The following is a 3,667-nucleotide window of genomic DNA, read 5'->3' as shown; positions in this document are numbered from 1 at the left end:
CGTTCGCCGAAATCCCTGAAGTACGGGGTCAGGAGGGCGTTAGCGAGGCCGGCCAGCACGAGCATGTAGCCGAGGACGTAGAAGTCGCCTCCGCCGACGTTCGGCCACAGCCAGACGCCGAACGAGCCGGTCAGGAGGCCGAGCGAGATGCCCATCGCACCGCCTTCGAGTTTCTCGAAGACGAGCATGGCGATGGCCAGTCCGGCGAGGCCGTAGACGAGGATGTCGTAGGGCCGTGTACTGAAGGAGGCGACGAGGTACGTGAGCACGCCCGCGATGGTGATGCCGTAGCCGACGAGGCGCAACTGCTTCCGCTGTCGGTCCGACTGGGCGTCTCCCTCGTCGTCGCTCATACCCGGTGGTCCGTGGGCAGGCGATTAGTCCTTGCGTTCGGTTGCGCCTGGGGTCTCATCCTTTGACTATCAGGCGTCACGGAGGTCGTCGAGGGCCGTCGTCCGGATGCTCGCGGCGGCCACCTCGTCGGCGCGGCGGACGATCTCGGCCTCCAGCGTCGCCGGTTCGACGTTCGTTCTGGAACTATGCGAGAGGACGATGTGGGCGATCTCGACCGGCAGGTTCGCCCGCGAGACGACCGAGACGCCGTAATAGGGGTGGCCGAGCAGGCGGCCGACCTCCGTGCGTTCCATGCCGTCGAACTCGTAGAGTTTCGAGACGTCGTGGACCAGGGCGCCGGCGATGACGGTGTCGATGTCGATTTCGAGGTCCTCGTCCCGCGAGAGCAGCGATTCCGCGAGGCCGAGCGCACACGAGGTCACGTCCTTGACGTGGTCGACGAGCAGCGCCTCGTCGGCGTCCATCTCGAGGTCTCGCTGGGTCGGCGGCAGCCACGGCACTTCGGGTAACTCCTCGATATCGAGTCCGTTGACGCCCGCGGCGCTGGTCCACGCCGAGGCGACGCCGGTCCGAAGCGTGTCGTCCTCGATGGTCTCGATCTCCGGAAAGACGGCTTCGATGTCCATACGCGTCGGTTGGCGCCCGACGGCTAAACGCTGTGGAACTCGCCCGGCCGGATAGGCGACGAAAACGTTGCGACACCGCCGAATTATATATCAGTTGACGACCTTGCCCTCGGCATGGATATCCCGGTCGCCGTCTGGTATCTCACACTCGCGGCCGGTATCGGCGTCTCGCTGGGTGCCCTGTGGCGTCTCGACCGGCCCGACGGCCGATGGGGCCTGCTGGCTCGCAAACGCCTCGTCATGGGCGTGCCGTGGGGCACGCTCGTGGCCGTCCTCGGCGTCTCGGCCTTCTATCTGTTGGCCCAGGACGGACTCGCGAACCCGCAAGACCCGCTCGTTCTCCCGTTCCGCGCGTGGGGGTATCTCTACCCGACTGGAATGGTCACGGCGGGCTTTGCCCACGCCGGGTTGGGCCACATCACCGGGAACCTGCTGGGGACGCTCGTCTTCGGATCGCTGGCCGAGTACGCCTGGAGTCACTTCCCGAAAGAACGCGGTGTGACGTCCTTCTCGTCGCTTCGAACCGATCCTATCGCCCGCATCGCCGCCTGGGTTCTCGGCGTCTTCGTCGTCGGCGTCCTCTCGGGACTGTTCGCGCTCGGACCGGTCGTCGGCTTTTCCGGCGTCGTCTTCGCCTTCATCGGCTTCGCCTTAGTCCGGTTTCCGCTGGCGACAGTTGCGGCGACGCTGCTCGCGGACGTAGTCAGTCTCGTCTACAATGCCATCCGGTTTCCGACGATTACTCGGACGGCGAGCGAATCCTTCTCCCGACCGTGGTGGGCTGACGTCGCGATTCAGGGCCACGCGTTCGGCCTCTTCGTCGGAATCGTCCTCGCGGCATGGCTCCTCTATCGTCGTGACGTCCGCCCGAAGGCGACCCACGTGTGGCTGGCCGCGCTGGTGATCGCCGCCGACCGCGGTCTCTGGGCCATCTACGCCATCGAGTCCTCGGCGACCTACACGCTGTATCAGGCGCTTGGCGCGGCGCTCGTCTTCCTCGTGGCCGCACTGGTCGCCAGCAGCGTGACGGCGACGCCCCGAGACCTCATCGCCAGTATCGACCTCTCGCGGCAGGAGGCCGCCTACGGCCTCCTGTTGGCGACCGTCTTCGCACTCGCACTCGTCGCCGTCCCGTTCAACCTGGTCGTCGTCGACGACCCGAACGCCGGCCTCGAGGGAGCAGACCCCGTGGAGGTCGGCGATTACACCGTCTTCTACGCCGAGGACATCGAGAACCAGTACATCTCGGGGGTTCCGATTCCGGCCGGCAACACCACCAACGTCAACGCCAGCGGTGTCATCGTCGTCTCCGAGCAGCGCAACATCTGGTGGGAGCAGATCTCGAAAAATCGCCTCGCCAGCCGTAGCGAGGCGGCCATCCGCGTCGGCGGCCTGACGTGGCACGAGAACGTTCGCGTCACCCGAACGACCTGGTCGCTGGCTGGCGGCAAGTCGACCTACAACGTCCGTCTCGGCGTCGAGGACGAAGCCCGGCCCGTCGTGTTCCGCGACGAACGGGCGTCCGCCGACGCGCGTATCGACGGCCGGAACATCTCCATCGCCCCGGCCGGCGACGGCTTCGACGTCATCGTCACCCGGAACAACAAGACCATCGGTCGCGCGGCGGTCCCCGAGAACGGCACCAACATCACTGTCGGCGGCATAACGTTCGAACGCGACGAGCGGAACCTCTTCGCCGAGCGCGAGGACACCCGGGTTCGCGTCGCTCGGCGGTCTCGGTAGATTCTCCGGTCGAAAATACCCTTTTAATCGCCGTCCGCCCAGTTCAACATCCGCTCGTAGAACGGCACCGTCGCAAGCGCGCGGGCATCACCGACGAGGACGAGCGACTTCTTCGCCCGCGTCAGCGCAACGTTGACCCGGCGATAGTCCTCGAAGATCGGGCTTTCGAGGTCCTCGGTGGCGACGAAGGAGATGACGATGACCTCCTTCGAGGAGCCCTGGAAGCGGTCGACGGTGTCGACAGCGATATCCGCCGGCACGCGACGTGAGATCTCGGCGACCTGTGCCCGGAAAGGCGCGATGACGCCGATATCCTCGGGGTCGACGCCCACGTCGCGGAACGACTGGACGATTTCGGCGACGCGGTCGGCCTCGATGCGGTTCGTGTTACCGTCGGCGCGGCCGTCCGGGTCGATAAAGGAGACGGGATTCCGGAGGTCAGACGGAAGCGCGTCGGCGTCGACGCCCGACAACTGGTCGAGTCGCTGGGCCGCCACCTCGCCGCTGGCTGGACGCAGCTGGCCGTCGTAGAACTCCTCGCTGGAGAACCACTGGACGCGCTGGCTCATGCGGTACTGGCGGTCGAGCATGACGCCGGCCTCGGGGTACGTCTCGATGAGGCGCTCGAAGAGGGATTCCTGCAGGTCGTTTTCGGCACGGACGACCGGCGGCAGTTGCTCGTGGTCGCCGACCAGCACGAACTGGTCGGCGAGGTTCGTCGCGAGGAAGGTGCCCGGTTCGGTCAACTGACCGGCCTCGTCGATGACGGCCACGTCGAAGGCCTGCTCTTTGAGCGCCCGCGAGCCACAGGCCGCCGTCGTCGCGGCGACGACCTGTGCGTCCTGCAGTTCGGCGGCGCGCTCGCGGGGGTCGCCGCTCCGTTCCATCCGGTATTCCTGCATATCGTCGCGGACGCCCGATTCGGAGCCCCACCGGACGATGTC

The 3,667-nt window shown here is 66.5% G+C and carries 4 protein-coding genes; 1 reads left to right on the top strand and 3 read right to left on the bottom strand.

Annotation, left to right across the window (positions count from 1 at the left end; translation table 11 throughout):
• Window positions 1–353: hypothetical protein (locus V5A53_RS13730; RefSeq protein WP_332314184.1), on the bottom strand; the 353-nt coding region annotated here is incomplete at its 3' end.
• Window positions 354–422: 69 nt separating this feature from the next.
• The gene (locus tag V5A53_RS13725; RefSeq protein WP_332314183.1) at window positions 423–980 is read right to left on the bottom strand and encodes an HD domain-containing protein; all 558 of its coding nucleotides are present in this window, start codon (window positions 978–980) and stop codon (window positions 423–425) included.
• A 114-nt stretch (window positions 981–1,094) separates the two neighbouring features.
• On the opposite strand from V5A53_RS13725, the gene V5A53_RS13720 reads away from it, so the two are divergent.
• On the top strand, window positions 1,095–2,723 hold the full coding sequence (locus V5A53_RS13720; protein WP_332314182.1) for a rhomboid family intramembrane serine protease: 1,629 nt from the start codon (window positions 1,095–1,097) through the stop codon (window positions 2,721–2,723).
• A 23-nt stretch (window positions 2,724–2,746) separates the two neighbouring features.
• On the opposite strand, the gene V5A53_RS13715 is transcribed toward V5A53_RS13720, so the two are convergent.
• Window positions 2,747–3,667: AAA domain-containing protein (locus V5A53_RS13715; protein WP_332314181.1), on the bottom strand; the 921-nt coding region annotated here is incomplete at its 5' end.

The organism is Natronomonas sp. (assembly GCF_036625485.1).
GTDB lineage: Archaea > Halobacteriota > Halobacteria > Halobacteriales > Haloarculaceae > Natronomonas.
The sequence above is the reverse complement of the archived record's forward strand: the minus strand, read 5'-3'. Positions and strand labels throughout refer to the sequence as shown.

Coding starts and splice junctions, on each gene's coding strand:
- V5A53_RS13725 (WP_332314183.1), bottom strand. CDS start 980: ATGGACATCGAAGCCGTCTTTCCGGAGATCGAGACCATCGAGGACGAC.
- V5A53_RS13720 (WP_332314182.1), top strand. CDS start 1,095: ATGGATATCCCGGTCGCCGTCTGGTATCTCACACTCGCGGCCGGTATC.